We start from the raw sequence: 14790 nt of genomic DNA on the forward strand, positions 1-14790 counted from the left end.
AGTACCTGGGCAAATATCTCGCCCTGGCGCTCAGACCAGCGAGGGACCGGCGACGATGGCCGCCGCCTCCTGCTCCGAAATGCGCACCGAGGCGGTGGCAATCACATGCACGGTCAGCCAGTCGTGCAGGCGCAGGGCGCCATCGTCTTCGAAGGACGTGAAGCGGCAACCGAGCTGCCCGCCCTCGGGAGCGGCGAGGAAGTTCACCGTCGTCGCCTCACCACGGATCTGATCGGGGATGCCGTCCAGGTGCAGCACGAAGGGAAAGCTGCGCGGCGCCGCCGGCCGTGCGTTCGCCGGCACGCCGAAGCCTTCCAGGGACAAATCGTTCAGCGGCAGCCGGAGTCCATCGATCGAAACCCAGAAGCAGGTACTGCCCCCACGCCGCGCCACGAAACGCTGACGCTTGCGACGCTCCGCATGTTGTCCTGCATCCAATCCATCCTCCGCCATCGACCCAACCCTTCCGCTCCAGAAATCCAAGGCCTCGATTCTATCCCCATCCCATTCCTCTCCCATAGCTTCATCCCATTGCCGTTTGAAATCGGAATATCCGCAACCAGCCGCCTCCGAGAACGACTGGGGCCTCCTTCCGTTGCGGATGGACAGGCTCCCCCGCCTCGCGTAGCATCGCCGCCGTCATTGGGGAGTAGCCTCCTTTCTTTCGAAAGGGCCTGCGTCAACATACTTGGCCATGCGGCCATGGCGCAGGCGGTCCCGAACTTGGCAAGACCTTTGACCACCCGCCTCCGGATTTGGCCGGAGAGGCGCGTGGTCATTCGTCTGTATCCGGCCAAGGGATTTCACATGGAAGCTTTCCTCGTCTCCACGGGCATCGTCGCCCTCGCCGAAATCGGCGACAAGACCCAGCTGCTGGCCTTCATCCTGGCCGCCAAGTTCCGCAAACCGGTGCCGATCATCATCGGCATCCTCGTCGCCACGCTGGTCAATCACGGTTTCGCCGGTGCCGTCGGCACCTGGGTCACGACCCTTCTCGGGCCGACCACTCTGCGCTGGGTCCTCGGCGTGTCCTTCGTCGCGATGGCGATCTGGACACTGATCCCCGACAAGTTCGACGAGGAGGACGCCAAACTGGCCCACTTCGGCGTCTTCGGCACCACGCTGGTGGCCTTCTTCCTCGCCGAGATGGGCGACAAGACCCAGGTGGCGACCATCGCGCTGGCCGCCCAGTACCAGAACCTGGCCGTCGTCGTGGCCGGCACCACCCTCGGCATGATGATCGCCAATGTGCCGGCGGTGCTGCTCGGCGACCGCATCGCCCATGCGATCCCGGTGCGCCTGGTGCATGGCATCGCTGCGGCGATCTTCGCGATCCTCGGCGTCGCCACCCTGCTCGGTGCCGGCGAAAGCCTGGGCTTCTGAACCCCACGAGCCGCGTAACGCGGAGCCTCTACCTTTCTCCCATGGCGGGTACGCCCGCCAGTCGTTCGGAGACGGAAACATGACCCTGCAAGCCATTGAAAACATCAACCTCGTGTCCCTACTGGACACCCTGCTCAGCCTGGTAACAGCCTTCGCGCTCGGCGGCCTGATCGGCTACGAGCGCCAGTACCGGCAGCGCACGGCTGGCCTACGCACCAATGTGCTGGTCGCGGTGGGTGCGGCAATCTTCGTGGACATGGCCAACCACCTGGGCGGCCATGAGGGCGCCGAACACGTGGTGGCCTACGTCGTATCGGGGATCGGTTTTCTCGGCGCCGGCGTGATCATGCGCGAGGAAGGCAACGTGCGCGGCCTCAACACTGCCGCCACGCTGTGGGGCTCTGCAGCAGTCGGGGCCTGCGCCGGTGCCGACCTGCTACCCGAAGCCGTCCTCGGCGCCCTGTTCGTACTGGCCGCCAACACACTGCTGCGACCGGTGGTGGACCGCATCAACCGGGAGCCCATCGACACCCTCGCAGTGGAGGTCACCAACACCGTTTATGTAATCGCCCCCCGCGAGCGCCAGAAGGAAGCCCTGCACCTGCTCGAAGCGGCGCTCGAGGCGGCCGACCACACGGCCCGCGACCTCGTGGTACACGCCTTCGGCGACGATGCGGTGGAAATCGAGGCAGTCCTGATGGCCACCGCCGTGGATGGCGACGAGCTGGACCGGCTGACCCGCCGGCTGGCCGAACAGCCCGGCATCAGCCAGGCTTTCTGGAGCCCCAGCACCACCGAATAGCCTGCCTGATCGACCACCCGGGTCACTCCCTGCGGCGCTGCATCTCCTCGAGCATCGCCGAGAACTGCTCGGCCGTTTCGTGGCGCACCAGCGCCGGGCCGATCATCGGCGGGAACCAGAAACCCGGCAGGGCCTCGGCGTGATAGCTCAGGCGGGTGCCATTGCCCTCCGGCTCCAGGCGCATCAGGCTCTCCATGCGCTGGATGTTGCCGCCCAGGCCGTGGGCGCGGATCTCGCTGTAAGGCGTCAGGCGGATTTCCCGCAGGGACTCGAAGCTCGCCGAGAACAAGCCGTAGCGCGCCACGCCCTGCTGCTGCACCTTGAGCACGCTGTCGCTGCGTTCGAGGACACGGCTGATCTTCAGGTTGGGCACGAAGGACGCCATGTGTTCGAAGTCGGTCAGCACGGCCCAGGCCTGGGCCGGCCTCACCGGAGCATGCATCACCACATCGACGACGAAACCGCCGTCAGCACGCGCCACCCGCACATCCTGGTCGAGCACGGCCGGCCCTGCGGCCAGAACCGCAGGCGACGTGGCCAGCAGGACGAGGCCCGGGACGAAGGGAAGGAGACGATTCATCAGGTGCGGCATGACACGGACAGTTTGCGACGACTGGCCGCAGTCTGCCACCCCAAGCTGTCAGCCGCCTTGCCAGCAGCATACTCATTGCAGCAGCCGTCAGCGCCCCCGGCCGTAACGCTCCCACGGCGGCTCGGGACTCAGCCAGGCCTGAAACTCGCCCAGAAAAGCCCGCACCGCCGGCAACCGCCCGCGGCTCGGCAGGTAGCAGGCGTACAGATTGCGACCGAAATCCACTTGCGGCTCGTAGGCATCGAGCAGCGTTTCCAGCTCAGCCCGCGCCAGTGCGTCGCCGCACAGATAGGTCGGCAGGATCGCGATGCCCTGGTCGGCACGCACCGCATCCAGCGTGCTGCCGATGTCGTTGAAGCGCAGGCGGCTATGCACCGCCAGACTGACTTCATCCCCCCGACCGTCCCGCAGACGCCACACGCCGCCGTCGCTGAGCAGGTGGCTGAAGCACTGGTGCGCCGCCAGGTCGTCCGGCCGCAGTGGCCGGCCATGAGCGGCCAGGTAGGCCGGCGACGCGCAGATCACCCGCCGCAACACCAGCAGCAGGCGCGACACCGCATCCTCCGGCGGCGACTTGGTCATGCGCAGGGCCAGGTCGATGCGCGCATCGGCGAGATCGACCTGCTCGTCGCTGAGGATCAGCTCGCACTCCAGCTCCGGATAACGCGCCAGCAACCGCGGCACGAAGGGCGCCACGCATTGGCGTCCGAACACCGTCGAGGCGCCGATGCGCAACACGCCGCGCGGCACCTGGTCCACATTGCGCACGGCCAGATCGGCGCCATCCACCGCGTCGAGGGCCTGCAAAGCATGGCGGTAGAAGATCTCACCGGATGGCGTCAACACCAGCTTGCGGGTGGAACGCTCGAACAGACGCACGCCGAAGGCCTGCTCCAGCTCGCCGATCTGCTTGCTGACCTGGGCCCGCGTGCAGTCCAGGCGGCGTGCGGCGGCAGCCATGCTGCCCTCCTCGACGACGCGGACGAAACTCTCCCAACTGGCCAGCCAGCGCATTTGTCAATGATTCGTTGACGCAACGAAGCCAATTATCGTCTTTTTCAGCACGCATGCAAAACCTATAGTCGAGTCATCCCCGCTCATCCGGATCGCCATCATGTTCCATAGCTTACGCAAGCCCGATGTCCTGCTCACCACCCTGGCGGCAGCCGGCATCCTGCTGGTCACCATGGGCGCCCGCCAGTCCATCGGGCTGTTCGTCAGCCCGCTCAACACCTCCACCGGCCTGGGTATCGCCACCATCAGCCTGGCGCTGGCGATCGGGCAGTTCAGCTGGGGCGCCATCCAACCGGTTGCCGGCGCCATCGCCGACCGCTACGGGCCGCGCCCGGTGCTGATCGGCGGCGTGCTGCTGCTGGCCGTCGGCAGCGCGCTGACGCCCTTCGTGGATTCCGCCTTCGGTCTGGTGCTGACCCTCGGCCTGCTGTCGGCGATGGGCTCCGGGGCCGGCAGTTTCTCGGTGCTGATCGGCGCCGCCGCCCAGCGCATGCCGGCCGAGGCCCGCGGCGCGGCATCCGGGGTCATCAATGCCGGCGGTTCCTTCGGCCAGTTCGTTTTCGCACCGGTGCTGCAGGGCCTGATCCAGGCCCTCGGCTGGATGGGGGCCATGTGGTCGCTGGCGGTGATGACCCTCGGCGCGCTGCCGCTGGTGAACAAGCTCACCAACCGGCCGGTCACGCAGGTCCACCACGCCGATGCGGGTTCCGACGGCAGCCTGCGCCAGGCCATCGCCACGGCGCTGCGCAACCGGGACTACCTGCTGCTGCACGCCGGCTTCTTCACCTGCGGCTTCCACATCGCCTTCCTGGTCACCCACCTGCCCGGCGAGGTGAGCCTGTGCGGCCTGCCCGCGTCGGTGGCGAGCTGGTCGCTGGCGATCATCGGCCTGTCAAACGTGTTCGGCAGCCTGTATGCCGGCGCCTGCATCTCCCGTTATCGCAGCAAGCACGTGCTGGCGGTGATGTATGCGTCGCGCGCAGCGCTGATCGGCTGGTACCTGCTGGCGCCGCATACCGAGATGACCTTCTACCTGTTCGCCGCCGGGCTCGGCTTCACCTGGCTGGCCACCGTGCCCCCCACTGCCGGCATCGTCGGCAAGCTGTTCGGTGTCCGCTATCTGGCCACCCTGTTCGGGCTGACCCTGTTGTCCCACCAGGTCGGCGGCTTCCTCGGCGCCTGGCTGGGCGGCCTGGCCGTGGCCCGCTTCGGCGACTACAGCTGGATGTGGTACGCCGACATGGCGCTGGCGGTGTTCGCCGCGCTGGTCAATCTGCCGATCCGCGAAGCGCCGGTGGCCCGCAAGCTGGCCGCCGCCTGACGGCGGCAGCCCCGCTCAGGGCAGGCGGAAGCGGTCGATGTCCTGCTCCAGGTGGCCGGCCAGCGCCTTCAGCTGATGAGCGGTCTGGGCCGTCTCGCTGGAACTGAGGCTGTTGCGTTCGGCCATCTGGGCAATGCCCTCCACCCGGCGGGCGATCTCGGTACTGGCAGCGCTCTGCTCGCGCAGGGCGTCGCTGATCTCGTTGATGGCCTGCACGGTCCGCCCCGAGCCGTCGCGGATCTCGGCGATCGCACCGCCGGCCTGGCCGGCCCGCTCGACGCCCTCGCCGACCCGGCCAACGCCCTGCTCCATGGCCTGCACCGCATCCTGCGTGCTGTCCTGGATGGCCTTGACCATCGCGGCGATCTCCTGCGTCGATTGCCCGGTGCGCTCGGCCAGCTTGCGTACCTCATCGGCAACGACGGCAAAACCGCGGCCCTGCTCGCCGGCACGGGCTGCCTCGATGGCCGCGTTGAGGGCCAGCAGATTGGTCTGATCGGCGATCTCCTTGATCGTCCCGACGATCGCCGAGATCTGCGTCGAGCGCTCGCCGAGGCTGCCGACGATGCCGGCGGTGCGCTGCACCACTTCGGAAATCCGGTTGATGTCGTCGATGGTCCGGCTCACCACTTCGCCGCCCTCCACTGCCAGCCGGCCGGCATGGGTGGCCTCGCCCTGGGCGTCCTGGGCATTCGAGGCGATGTGATTGATGCCCACCGTCATCTGCTCGACGGCCGCCGCCATCGCCGAGGCCGCATCGCTCTGGCCGGACGAGCTCGCCGCCACCTCACCGGATGCCGCCACCAGGCGATCGGCCGCCGTCGACAGATCGTCGGCCGTCTGACGCGCCCCGCGCAACAGCACGGCAATCGACGCGCTCATGCGGTTGAAGGCACCGGCGACCCGCTGCAGTTCGTCCCGGCAGGCCAGATCCACCTTCACCGTCAGATCGCCGTCGGCAACCCGCTCGGCGCTGGCCGCCAGGCTCGCCACCGCGCCGCCGATCGCCGACGACACCGCCGCCAGCAGGTAGACGATCAGCAGCGACACCCCGACCGCAACGCCCACCGTGACCGCGAAAGTCTGCAGCAGGCGTGCCTGGCGCGCCGCCAGCAGGTTCTCCAGGCTGGGAATGAACGCCTTGAAGGCGTGGTCGTAAAGCCCGTCGATAGTCGCCGTCGTACGCGAGAACCAGTCCGCTGCGGGGGTCTCGTAACGGCCACCCAGGATGTCCTGGCGAACGACCACGGTCAGCGCCTTCAATTGCGGACCCGCCTCGCTCTCCAGGCGCACGACCGCCGCCGCCAGCTCAGGACGGGCCACACCGGCCTTCTTCAACTCCTTGACGACGCTGAGGTAGCGCGCCTCGCTGACCGCCAGCAGCGCAGCCAGGTCCTCCCGGTCCCGGTCCGTCGCCGTCTTCTGGGTCAGCAGCTGATTGCCCATCGCCCGCATCTTGCCGATGCGCTCGATCACGTCCGGCAGGCGGGCCAAGGTGGCATCCACCAGATAGAAACCGGCGGCTTCCGTATCCAGCAGCAGGCCCGACACGCCGATCACATCGTCCACGTAGTCCAGCAGGTGCTCGATCAACTCCCGGTGCGCCAGGCGGTTGGCGGTGGCATCCATGCTGCCGCCGGTGGCGACCAGGCGCGCCCACTCCTCCCGCACGGCCCGCCACTTCTGCGCCGTCGGCTGCAGAACCGGCGCAGCCTGCAGCACCGCGTCCACCTGGTCCATCCCGCGCGCGGCCTGGGCTGCAGCCTCCTCCGCACTGGCCCTGGCCCTGGCCCCATCCTGCCCGGACAGCACCTTCGTCATCAGACCGCGATGCCGCTGCACGTCCTGCAGGGCATGCAGCGCCGGGGTCAGGACGCGGACCCCGGTCTGCTCATTACGGGTCGCCTCGACCTGGCTCCACAGGGTGAAGCCCAACAAGCCTCCCAGACCGGCCAGCGCACAGACCACGCAGGCGCTGATCACCGCGAACTTGCCGCGAAACCCCAGACGGTTGAGAAAGGCCACGGCCGGCGCGAGAAACGTGTTCATGGTGACACCTGTGATGCGTTGAATTCCGGCCCATCATCGGCCGCGGAACATGGGCAATCATTGATGAACGACAAGAAGTGCAGAGGATCGCCCGCCCCGCCGGCATTTCGTCCCCCCCCGACATGTGCGACGAAATGCAGCGAAAAGCACAAAAAAACTTGCCAACCCCAAATCCGGTTGGTACTATGCGCCCGCTTTTTGCAGTTGCCGATTCATGCGCAACCCACCCGATTTCGCAAAGAGTCCAATCTTCCGGTTGGACTCTTTGTTTTCAGGTAGTACGCGGCAGTAGCTCAGTTGGTAGAGCGCAACCTTGCCAAGGTTGAGGTCGAGAGTTCGAGACTCTTCTGCCGCTCCAGTCAAAAGCGCAGCGCACTTCACCAGGCGTTACGTTGTCACCGGGCCTCCTGGCCTGCGACATGCCGGTTCCGGCTCATGTAGCTCAGTGGTAGAGCACTCCCTTGGTAAGGGAGAGGTCGGCAGTTCAATCCTGCCCATGAGCACCAGCACTTGCCACAAAGGCCGACCTCCGCGTCGGCCTTTGTGCTTTCTGCCTCCCCCGCCCTTCTCCCGCCGCGTCATCCGGCTGACGCCGGACACGGCTATCCTGTCAGCGGAACCGCGACACGCCCCCAGGGCAATTGGCCTTTGATGCAATGCAGCAGGAAGGCTATCCTGTCGCTATCCTTTCATTAGGCTCCACTCTTTCAAGCGAGACACAGCGTGAGCGACATCGATCTGAAACGCTTTTTCCTGGAACAGGTACGCCTGTTCGAGCATTTCCCGGCCGACAAGGTCGAGGAAATCGTGGCCAGTGGCCGGCTGGCCACCTACGAAGGCAACGAGGCCATTCTGGAAACCGGCGACGAGGGCCAGTACCTCGGCGTGCTGATCACCGGCCACGCCGAGATCTCGATCACCGACAACACCGGCACCCGCACGGTGCTGACCCAGCTCGGACCGGGCGACGTGTTCGGCGTGATGTCCACCCTCACCGGCGACCGGGTCACCGCCGACGTGATCGCCGGCAACCGCTGCTACGTGCTGCTGATCCCGCTGGAGACTTTCAACACCCACATCCTCACCAACCCGAAGGCCATCGGCTACCTGTCGCGGATGCTGCTCGAGCGCATGCGCAGCATGTCGCTGGACATCGTGTCCGCCAAGTCCTCCGCGGCCTCGGTGCTGTCGCTGCACGCCGACCGCCCGGGCAAGGTGATCGCCCTCAACGTGGGCCTCAGCCAGATCCATTTCGGCATCTACGACACCCGCGACCTCGGCTCCGACGTCCACGGCATCATCGACAACGCCGACGAATACGTATCGCGCATCAGCGTGATGGTCGGCCCGCAGGTCAAGACCATCACCCGCGACCCCTTCCCGCTGTCCGAGCTGCTCCAGGTCATGCAGGACTCCACCCGCCAGCTCGGCGACGCCTTCGCCTTCGAGCTGGACGAGGTCTGCGCGGTCGGCCACCGGGTCGTCCATGGCGGCAACCGCTTCGCCGCCGCAGCGGTCATCACGCCGGCCGTCATCGCCGACATCGAGGCCCTGTCGGTGTTCGCCCCGCTGCACAACCCGGTGAACGTGGCCGGCATCCGCGAAGCCCTCAAGCGGCTGCCCGACGTGCCCCACGTGGCGGTCTTCGACACCGCCTTTCACCAGACCCTGCCGCCCTACGCCTACCTCTACGGCCTGCCCTACGACCTCTACAAGCAGGACGGCATCCGCCGCTACGGCTTCCACGGCACCTCCCACCGCTACGTGTCGCTGAAGTCGGCCGAGGTGCTGAAGCGCCCCCTCGGCGAGCTGGAAATCGTCTCCTGTCACCTGGGCATCGGCGCTTCCTTGTGCGCCATCGACCACGGCCGCTCGGTGGACACCTCGATGGGCATGACGCCCACCGACGGGCTGATCATGCCCAGCCGCTCCGGCAGCATCGACCCGGCCGTCATAGTTCACCTGATAGAGCACCAGCAGATGTCGCCGGAGGCCCTGTCCAACCTGATCAATACCGAGAGCGGCCTGAAGGGCATCTCCGGCATCTCCAGCAACATCCACGACATCGAGACCGCCGCCGGCAACGGCCACCACCGCGCCCTGCTGGCCCACAAGGCCTTCTGCTACCAGGTGCGCAAGAACATCGGCGCCTACGTGGCGGCGATGGGCGGCATCGACGTGCTGGCCTTTACCGGCGACATCGGCGAGACCAGCGCCGCGGTGCGCAGCCTGGCCTGCCAGGGCCTCGGCTACATGGGCATCAAGCTGGACGAGGAAAAGAACCGCAACCTCGGCAAGGTGGACGACTTCGCGATCGTGTCCACCGACGACTCGCCGGTGACCATCCTCGTCATCAACAACGACGACGAGCGCCTGGTGGCCTGGGAAACCCTGCGCGCCATCGAAAGGGACGAGCTGATCCGCGAGGCCAAGGCCGAGGAAAAGGCGCCGATGCCGATCCCCATCGAAATCTCGGCCCACCACGTGCACCTCTCCCAGGCCGACGTGGAAAAACTGTTCGGCCCCGGCCACCAGCTCACGCCGGAACACGAGCTGTCCCAGCCCGGCCAGTTTGCCTGTGCCGAGAAGGTGCATCTGGTCGGCCCCAAGGGGCGCATCGCCAACGTGCGCGTGCTCGGCCCGACCCGCAAGGAGACCCAGGTCGAGATCGCCATGACCGAGCAGTTCAAGGTCGGCCTGCAGCCGCCGATCCGCGAATCCGGCGACCTCGCCAACACCCCGGGCATCACCCTCGAAGGCCCGGCCGGCAGCACCACCATCGAACGCGGCGTGATCTGCGCCCAGCGCCACATCCACATGACGCCGGAAGACGCACGCCGCCTGCGGGTGCGCGACAAGTACGTGGTGCGCGTGCGGGTCGAGGGCGAACGCGAGCTGATCTTCGGCGACGTGATCGTGCGGGTCAGCCCGAGCTACCGGCTGGCGATGCACATCGACACCGACGAGGGCAACGCCGCCAACATCCGCACCGGCATGCTCGGCTACATCGAGGAAATCCAGAGCCGCCATTGAGCACCCCAGGGCCGGGCTAGGCCCAGCCCGTCCACCGAGGGCGCAAGGAAACCTGGGGCTGCACCTCCTCGGACGCAATGACGCACTAATCGTTACGTTCGAGGAAGCGGCGGCTTGCCAGGCGCAGGAAATCCATCTGCTGGCGGAAAGCCCGGCAACCGCCGCAGAACAGCAGGTGCAGGCGCAGGTTCAGGCGCTCGCCGCGGCTCAGCGGGCGGTCCAGCGCCTCGGACATCAGGTGGGTCGCATCCTTGCACTTCATCATGCCCGGGCCTCCGCGCCGAACCAGCCGTGGGTAAGACACTGCCTCAGGGCCGCCCGGGCCCGGTGCAGGATCACATTGCAGTTGCTGGTCGTCAGCACCAGCGTGGCGCAGATCTCGTCGGTCTCGAAGCCGAGGAACTCGCGCATCATGAAGACCCGCGCGGTACGCGCCGGCAGCACTTCCAGACAGGTCTCGAAGACCTGCCAGAACTGGCGCTGAGCCAGCGCCTCCTCCGGGTCGCCCCACGCCTGCGGGCGCCCCTGTGGACTCCAGTGCTCGTTTTCCTTGAACAGCATGTCGAAGGCCTCGTCGAGTTCGCCCTCATCGCGCCCGAAGCTGGAAATCTGCACCGTGCGCCCGCGCTCCCGCAGGGTGTCGATGATCTTGTGGCGCAGGATCGTGAAGATCCAGGTCTTCAGCGCCGAGCGTCCGGCAAAGCGGTCGAGGCCGATCAACGCCGACTCGATGGCCTCCTGCACGGCGTCGTCGGCGGCCGCCTCGTCCTGCAGCTGGAGACGCGCGAATTTCAGCATCTGCGGGCGGAAGCCCGAAATAAGGTCGGCATTGCCGGAGTCGATCATGTCTGGCGGATGAGCTGCGGGGCGGCGCTCCCTGGCGGTCCGGCCAGCAACCGCCGACGGATCCACGCATCCATACTCAGCCGCCCCGGCCCGAGCAGGATCAGTGGCATGAGCATAGCAAGGAAGAGCAGCGGCAACTTGAAATTGCCGTGGCCGTCGTCGGTAATCGCATAGCCCAGCCACAGCTCGCCGAACCCCGCCCACTCCGCCGGCCAATGCACGGCAGCAATCGCCACCACCGTCAGCACCGCCAGCGCCACGCAGAAGAAGCGCGTCGCCAACCCCAGCAGCAGCGCGACGCCGCCGATCAGCTCGATCCATGTCGCAAGCTGCCAGCTGATCTCCGGCGGCACCAGGTCGAACGGAAATGGGAACTGCTCCTGGATGTCGGCGAACCAGTTGTGGCCGAAGAACTTTTCCCGCCCCGACTCGAAGAACTCCCAGCCCAGCAGCGCCCGCAAGCCGAGCAGCGCGGCCCACTGGCCGAGAGTGTCCAGGTGCAGCAGGGCGCCGGCCAGCCAGGCCGAAGCGCGAAGGCGGAGCGCCGTCATGTCAGTTCTCCCAGCAGGACGCCATGCAGGCGCAGCTCGGCCAGGCTGTGGCGGCCGAAGTCGATGAAGGCGGCGTCGGCCGGACGCCCCAGCTCCGCCGCCAGGATTTCGAGGGCCGCCCGCCCACTGCACCTGCCGTCGAGCAAAGCCAGCAGGCGCGCGCTGGCCGGGCTCACCGCCATGAAGCGCACCGTGTCCTGTACATCCCGATACACGACCAGATGGACCGGCTCGGGCTGGCGCGGCCGGCAGTCCGGCCCGATGCGCTGCACCGGCCACGCGAAGGCCAGCGACAGCAGCGCCGGATTGGCCAGCGGCACACCGTCGAGCAGGTCGCCGTCGGGCCGGTGCGGTGGCACCGCCACGTCCATCACATCCACCGCCAGCTCCGCCCATTCGTAGCGCGCCAGTTCGCCGAACCAGCGTGGCAGCGGCTGGCGGCAGGCACCGCTGTCGAGGTAGGCCAGGAACTCCTGCGGGATCTCGCGGAACCACGGCGTCGCGCACGGCCAGTCGCGCAGGAAGACGCGGCACAGGCGGGTCCACCGGGCTTCGCCCAGCGTCGCCCGGGCCACCGGAAAGCAGCGGTCGAGGAAGCCGCGCAGGCGCTGGAAAACCAGCCCCTCATAGACCGCCATGCGCCCGGCCGGCACCCCCGCCGGACAGGGGGCGCGGCGGCCGTGGCGCAGGCGCAGGCCGAAGGCACTCTGCCAGGCCTGCAGCCCGGCGGGTACAGCCCGGTCGCCCGGCCGGTTCACGCCGCCACCTCGGAGGCGCACTTCACACGGGCCTGGCGGGCGGCGATCTGCGCCACCTCGGAGCCCAGCGCTGCCAGCGACGGAAAGTTGAAATCCCGCTCCAGGCAGGTCGGCAGCGGCCCGGTGCGCCCATAGGCGGCATCGAGCAGGGCCCACACCGGGTCGATCACATCGGCACCGTGGGTGTCGAGGCGCAATCCGTCGGGCTCCACCTCATGCCCCGCCACATGGATGTAGCAGCAGCGCTCCAGCGGCAGCGCGTGCAGGAAATCGTGAGGGTCGAAACCGAAGTTGGTGGCATTGACCACGATGTTGTTCACGTCCAGGTGGAGCAGGCAGCCGGCCTCCTCCACCACCGCGCGGATGAAGTCCGCCTCGCCCATCTCGGCGCCCGGCGGGGCCACATAGTAGGAGGCGTTTTCGATGCCGATGGCCATGCCCAGCGCGTCCTGGGCCTGGCGGATACGCGCCGCAACCCAGCGCACCGCCTCGCCGGTACACGGCAGCGGCAGCAGGTCGTAGAGCTGGCCGGCATCGCCGCACCAGGACAGGTGCTCGGTATACAGGCCGATGCCGTGTTCGGCCATGAAGGCGCGGATGCGCGCCAGCAGTTCCCGGTCGAGGGGCTGCGGGCCGCCGAGATTCAGCGACAGACCGTGGCAGACAAAGGGGTAACGCTCGGTGAAGGCGCGCAGCTGGCGGGCCGAACGGCCGCCCATGGCGGCCCAGTTCTCCGGCGCCAGCTCGAAAAAGTCCACCGCATCGGGCACGCCGGCCTCCATCTCCGCCAGCAGTTCGCGGCGAAAACCGAGCCCGGCCCCGTGGGGCATGCGTGCTGGCATGTCGAATCCTCCCGTGTGGACCGGGGAAGGCCTTCCACCCGCCCCGGCCATTCCACTTGATTACTTCTTCTTGTCGGCGCCGCAGCTGCCGTCGGCCTTTTTGTCGGCACCGCAGGAACCATCGGCTTTCTTGTCGGCCACGACCTTCTTGTGCGCCTTCGAGGCAGTCTTCTTGGCGGCTTTCTTGTCGGCGCCGCACTTGCCTTCGCCGCACTTGCCGTCCTGCATCTTGGTGTCGGCCTGGGCCAGCTGGTAGCCCCCCTCCAGCGGCTTGGCGGCAAAGGGGTTGTCGGCGGCATGGGCGGCGCCGAAGGCAACGGAAGCGGCGAGGGCGGCGGTCAGGGCGGCGGTCTTCTTCATGGTGCATCTCCTTGATGGGTTGGAAAATCGGCCCTGCCGGAGGCCGGCATGGCGCACCGGATTATCAGGGCTTGGCGATTGGACGGAAATGCCCCCGGTGTTCTTACATGCCCGATGAAAAAAATTCGCCGTGCTGCACGGCCAGCATTTCGTAGGAGTGAATCTGTGGGAGTGAATTCATTCGCCCCCACAGGAGCTTCCACCGCAGCACAAGCAAAAAAACGCCGGCATGTGCCGGCGATGAAAGGGCCGGACTAGCGGCCGAGAGGGAAAGGAAAAAGCGGTGTCGGGCACTCAGCTCTTCGGCAGGCGACCCATCAGGTAAAACTCGTCGTTGGGGCGCAGGGAGATCAGGTTGGCGAGCCGGTTGCTCATCGCGAAGAAAGCGGTGATCGCGCCGATGTCCCAGATCGCCTCGTCGTCGAAGCCGTGGGCCTTGAGGACGGCGATGTCGGCGTCGCCGACGGAAGCCGAGTCGAGCGCCAGCTTCAGCGCGAAATCGAGCATGGCCTGCTGGCGCGGGCTGATCTCGGCCTTGCGGTAGTTGGTGGCCAGCTGGTCGGCGACCCGCGGGTTCTTGGCGCGGATGCGCAGGATCGCCCCGTGGGCGACCACACAGTACAGGCACTGGTTGGCGCCGGAGGTAGCGACGACAATCATCTCCCGCTCGGCCTTGCTGAGGCCGACGTCCTTCTCCATCAGCGCGTCGTGGTAGGCGAAGAAGGCGCGGAACTCCTCCGGGCGGTGAGCCAGCGCGAGAAACACGTTGGGCACGAAACCGGCTTTTTCCTGCACGCCAAGGATGCGGGTGCGCACGTCCTCGGGCAGGTCGGCGAGTTCGGGAACGGGGTAGCGGCTGATCGGCAGATCGGACATGGCTTGTCTCCTGGAGTCTTGTTATGTCATGGCGTTGAATGCACGCAGCCAGTGTAGCCGGCCCGCCACGCCCCGTAGCGCGGGCCCGCGCAGATCGTCGGAAAGTACAAACGAGTTGGCTGAAAACGCATGACGGGTGCCGCCGGGCCGATACCGGCGGTATGCACAGAAGTGCCTCCAGCGGCGCTTATCGCCACCGCTCCGCTCCCCTAAGATCAGCCCGACAGCATCGACACAAGGGGCATGACCATGCGTATCCGGATTGCCTGGGCCCACGCCTCGGCCTCGGCGGCAGCGGCAAAACGCTTCACGTCGTCGATCGTGAGTGCCTTGATGTTCTTCATCATGTGCATCCTCGTTATC

Annotated in this window: 16 protein-coding genes, 2 tRNA genes and 1 riboswitch; of the genes, 6 read left to right on the plus strand and 12 right to left on the minus strand. The window is 67.1% G+C overall.

The annotated features are described in order from the left end of the window. Window positions 1–30 precede the first annotated feature (30 nt). Window positions 31–438, minus strand: a complete 408-nt coding sequence (locus B4920_RS09330; RefSeq protein WP_254050888.1) for a PilZ domain-containing protein — start codon at window positions 436–438, stop codon at window positions 31–33. A 194-nt stretch (window positions 439–632) separates the two neighbouring features. Continuing rightward, a riboswitch (yybP-ykoY riboswitch) is annotated at window positions 633–803 on the plus strand. Between the two features lie 4 nt (window positions 804–807). Between B4920_RS09330 and B4920_RS09335 the strand changes: the two genes are divergently transcribed. Next, on the plus strand, window positions 808–1383 hold the full coding sequence (locus B4920_RS09335) for a TMEM165/GDT1 family protein (RefSeq protein WP_079434439.1): 576 nt from the start codon (window positions 808–810) through the stop codon (window positions 1381–1383). Between the two features lie 79 nt (window positions 1384–1462). After that, entirely contained in the window at window positions 1463–2185 is a 723-nt protein-coding gene (locus B4920_RS09340) for an MgtC/SapB family protein (RefSeq protein WP_173862655.1), read from the plus strand. Between the two features lie 22 nt (window positions 2186–2207). On the opposite strand, the gene B4920_RS09345 is transcribed toward B4920_RS09340, so the two are convergent. Continuing rightward, window positions 2208–2765, minus strand: a complete 558-nt coding sequence (locus B4920_RS09345; RefSeq protein ID WP_088179437.1) for an SRPBCC family protein — start codon at window positions 2763–2765, stop codon at window positions 2208–2210. A 99-nt stretch (window positions 2766–2864) separates the two neighbouring features. After that, the gene (locus tag B4920_RS09350; RefSeq protein ID WP_079434363.1) at window positions 2865–3791 is read right to left on the minus strand and encodes a LysR family transcriptional regulator; all 927 of its coding nucleotides are present in this window, start codon (window positions 3789–3791) and stop codon (window positions 2865–2867) included. A 100-nt stretch (window positions 3792–3891) separates the two neighbouring features. On the opposite strand from B4920_RS09350, the gene B4920_RS09355 reads away from it, so the two are divergent. After that, window positions 3892–5112 (plus strand): MFS transporter, encoded by a 1221-nt coding sequence (locus B4920_RS09355; RefSeq protein ID WP_079434364.1) that lies wholly within the window; start codon window positions 3892–3894, stop codon window positions 5110–5112. Window positions 5113–5127: 15 nt separating this feature from the next. Here the strand turns inward: B4920_RS09355 and B4920_RS29385 are convergent, their stop codons facing one another. Then, window positions 5128–7161, minus strand: coding sequence for a methyl-accepting chemotaxis protein (locus B4920_RS29385; protein ID WP_079434365.1), 2034 nt, complete (start codon window positions 7159–7161; stop codon window positions 5128–5130). A gap of 282 nt (window positions 7162–7443) precedes the next feature. Between B4920_RS29385 and B4920_RS09365 the strand changes: the two genes are divergently transcribed. From B4920_RS09365 to B4920_RS09375, 3 genes are all read left to right on the plus strand, one after another. Next, window positions 7444–7519, plus strand: a tRNA-Gly gene (locus B4920_RS09365). A gap of 73 nt (window positions 7520–7592) precedes the next feature. After that, a tRNA-Thr gene (locus B4920_RS09370) sits at window positions 7593–7667 on the plus strand. A 217-nt stretch (window positions 7668–7884) separates the two neighbouring features. Next, window positions 7885–10194, plus strand: a complete 2310-nt coding sequence (locus tag B4920_RS09375) for an acetate/propionate family kinase (protein ID WP_079434366.1) — start codon at window positions 7885–7887, stop codon at window positions 10192–10194. Window positions 10195–10279: 85 nt separating this feature from the next. Here the strand turns inward: B4920_RS09375 and B4920_RS09380 are convergent, their stop codons facing one another. The 8 genes from B4920_RS09380 to B4920_RS30735 form a co-directional block, all read right to left on the minus strand. Next, window positions 10280–10459 (minus strand): zf-HC2 domain-containing protein, encoded by a 180-nt coding sequence (locus B4920_RS09380; RefSeq protein ID WP_079434367.1) that lies wholly within the window; start codon window positions 10457–10459, stop codon window positions 10280–10282. Next, complete coding sequence (locus B4920_RS09385) at window positions 10456–11040, minus strand: sigma-70 family RNA polymerase sigma factor (protein ID WP_079434368.1); 585 nt, start codon at window positions 11038–11040, stop codon at window positions 10456–10458. The genes B4920_RS09380 and B4920_RS09385 overlap by 4 nt, the downstream gene beginning before the upstream one ends. Beyond that, on the minus strand, window positions 11037–11591 hold the full coding sequence (locus tag B4920_RS09390) for a DoxX family protein (RefSeq protein ID WP_079434369.1): 555 nt from the start codon (window positions 11589–11591) through the stop codon (window positions 11037–11039). The genes B4920_RS09385 and B4920_RS09390 overlap by 4 nt, the downstream gene beginning before the upstream one ends. Next, complete coding sequence (locus B4920_RS09395) at window positions 11588–12349, minus strand: DUF2063 domain-containing protein (protein WP_161493265.1); 762 nt, start codon at window positions 12347–12349, stop codon at window positions 11588–11590. The genes B4920_RS09390 and B4920_RS09395 overlap by 4 nt, the downstream gene beginning before the upstream one ends. Next, window positions 12346–13191, minus strand: a complete 846-nt coding sequence (locus B4920_RS09400) for a DUF692 domain-containing protein (protein ID WP_079434370.1) — start codon at window positions 13189–13191, stop codon at window positions 12346–12348. The genes B4920_RS09395 and B4920_RS09400 overlap by 4 nt, the downstream gene beginning before the upstream one ends. A 60-nt stretch (window positions 13192–13251) precedes the next feature. Beyond that, window positions 13252–13551 carry a hypothetical protein gene (locus B4920_RS09405; RefSeq protein WP_079434371.1) on the minus strand — a complete coding sequence of 100 codons (300 nt, stop codon included), beginning with the start codon at window positions 13549–13551 and terminating at the stop codon, window positions 13252–13254. Window positions 13552–13845: 294 nt separating this feature from the next. Continuing rightward, window positions 13846–14427, minus strand: a complete 582-nt coding sequence (locus B4920_RS09410) for a peroxidase-related enzyme (RefSeq protein ID WP_079434372.1) — start codon at window positions 14425–14427, stop codon at window positions 13846–13848. Window positions 14428–14642: 215 nt separating this feature from the next. Further along, window positions 14643–14774, minus strand: coding sequence for a hypothetical protein (locus B4920_RS30735; RefSeq protein ID WP_256376085.1), 132 nt, complete (start codon window positions 14772–14774; stop codon window positions 14643–14645). Between the last annotated feature and the right edge of the window lie 16 nt (window positions 14775–14790).

It is taken from the genome of Zoogloea sp. LCSB751, from assembly GCF_002028455.1.
Taxonomy (GTDB): domain Bacteria; phylum Pseudomonadota; class Gammaproteobacteria; order Burkholderiales; family Rhodocyclaceae; genus Zoogloea.

Bases quoted from the DNA above. Each gene is read 5' to 3' on its own strand.
- B4920_RS09335 (WP_079434439.1), top strand. From the start codon at position 808: ATGGAAGCTTTCCTCGTCTCCACGGGCATCGTCGCCCTCGCCGAAATC.
- B4920_RS09340 (WP_173862655.1), top strand. From the start codon at position 1,463: ATGACCCTGCAAGCCATTGAAAACATCAACCTCGTGTCCCTACTGGAC.
- B4920_RS09345 (WP_088179437.1), bottom strand. From the start codon at position 2,765: ATGAATCGTCTCCTTCCCTTCGTCCCGGGCCTCGTCCTGCTGGCCACG.
- B4920_RS09350 (WP_079434363.1), bottom strand. From the start codon at position 3,791: ATGCGCTGGCTGGCCAGTTGGGAGAGTTTCGTCCGCGTCGTCGAGGAG.
- B4920_RS09355 (WP_079434364.1), top strand. From the start codon at position 3,892: ATGTTCCATAGCTTACGCAAGCCCGATGTCCTGCTCACCACCCTGGCG.
- B4920_RS29385 (WP_079434365.1), bottom strand. From the start codon at position 7,161: ATGAACACGTTTCTCGCGCCGGCCGTGGCCTTTCTCAACCGTCTGGGG.
- B4920_RS09380 (WP_079434367.1), bottom strand. From the start codon at position 10,459: ATGATGAAGTGCAAGGATGCGACCCACCTGATGTCCGAGGCGCTGGAC.
- B4920_RS09385 (WP_079434368.1), bottom strand. From the start codon at position 11,040: ATGATCGACTCCGGCAATGCCGACCTTATTTCGGGCTTCCGCCCGCAG.
- B4920_RS09390 (WP_079434369.1), bottom strand. From the start codon at position 11,591: ATGACGGCGCTCCGCCTTCGCGCTTCGGCCTGGCTGGCCGGCGCCCTG.
- B4920_RS09400 (WP_079434370.1), bottom strand. From the start codon at position 13,191: ATGCCAGCACGCATGCCCCACGGGGCCGGGCTCGGTTTTCGCCGCGAA.
- B4920_RS09405 (WP_079434371.1), bottom strand. From the start codon at position 13,551: ATGAAGAAGACCGCCGCCCTGACCGCCGCCCTCGCCGCTTCCGTTGCC.
- B4920_RS09410 (WP_079434372.1), bottom strand. From the start codon at position 14,427: ATGTCCGATCTGCCGATCAGCCGCTACCCCGTTCCCGAACTCGCCGAC.
- B4920_RS30735 (WP_256376085.1), bottom strand. From the start codon at position 14,774: ATGATGAAGAACATCAAGGCACTCACGATCGACGACGTGAAGCGTTTT.